Source organism: Kocuria salsicia, assembly GCF_007681555.1.
Lineage (GTDB): Bacteria > Actinomycetota > Actinomycetes > Actinomycetales > Micrococcaceae > Kocuria > Kocuria salsicia.
Map to the genome: position 1 here is coordinate 1 of NZ_VELE01000033.1, position 766 is coordinate 766.

At 65.9% G+C, this 766-nt stretch carries 1 protein-coding gene; it reads right to left on the minus strand.

What is annotated here, in order from left to right:
- Window positions 1-27 precede the first annotated feature (27 nt).
- Window positions 28-766, minus strand: a 739-nt coding sequence (locus FS770_RS13560; protein WP_145012786.1) for an IS3 family transposase, incomplete at its 5' end; no start/stop codon positions are given.

Sequence of the window (766 nt, forward strand, 5' to 3'; positions counted from 1 at the left end):
TGAACCGTCCCAGGTTCTCGGCCGCTTCTATGCGGGGAGCGGCTCTGGGTTGAGGGCCGCGTAGTAGGCCGCCTCGAACTCGTCGGGGCTGACCATTCCGAGGCTACCGTGGAGCCTGCGGTGGTTGTACCAGTCGACCCACCCAACTGTCGCGAACTCGACGTCCGCGATCGTCTTGTAGGGGCCGTCGTGGAAGATGGTGGTGCGGACGCATTCGGCCTTGTAGACGCCGTTGATCGTCTCCATCAGGGCGTTGTCGTACGCGTCGCCGATGCTTCCGATCGAGGGTGCGATCTGCTCGAGCGCGAGGTGATCGGTCAGCACTACGGATGTGTATTGGGATCCGGCGTCGGAGTGATGCCGGAGCTGGCCGGGACCGACGGGATGCCCGTCCCGGTCACGCCGCCACAGCGCCATCCGCAGCGGGATCATCACAAGGTCCGTGTGCTTGCTGGTCTGCGCATGCCAGGCGACGATGCGTTGCGAGAACACGTCGAGGATGAACGCGACATACACCCATCCGGCCCACGTCCGCACATACGTGAAGTCCGTCACCCACGTGTGATCCGGGCGCGGAGCGGTGAAGTCCCGGTTCAGCAGGTCCCCGGCACGGACCCCATCCTTGGCGGGGATCGTGGTGCGGATCGCTTTCGCCCGCGTGACCCCGGAAAGGCCCAGGGCCCGCATCGCGCGGTCCACCGCACCGCGAGACACGTCCCGGAGCGTGGTGCGGCGGATGAACGCGGTCATCTTCTTCCGTCCGTAA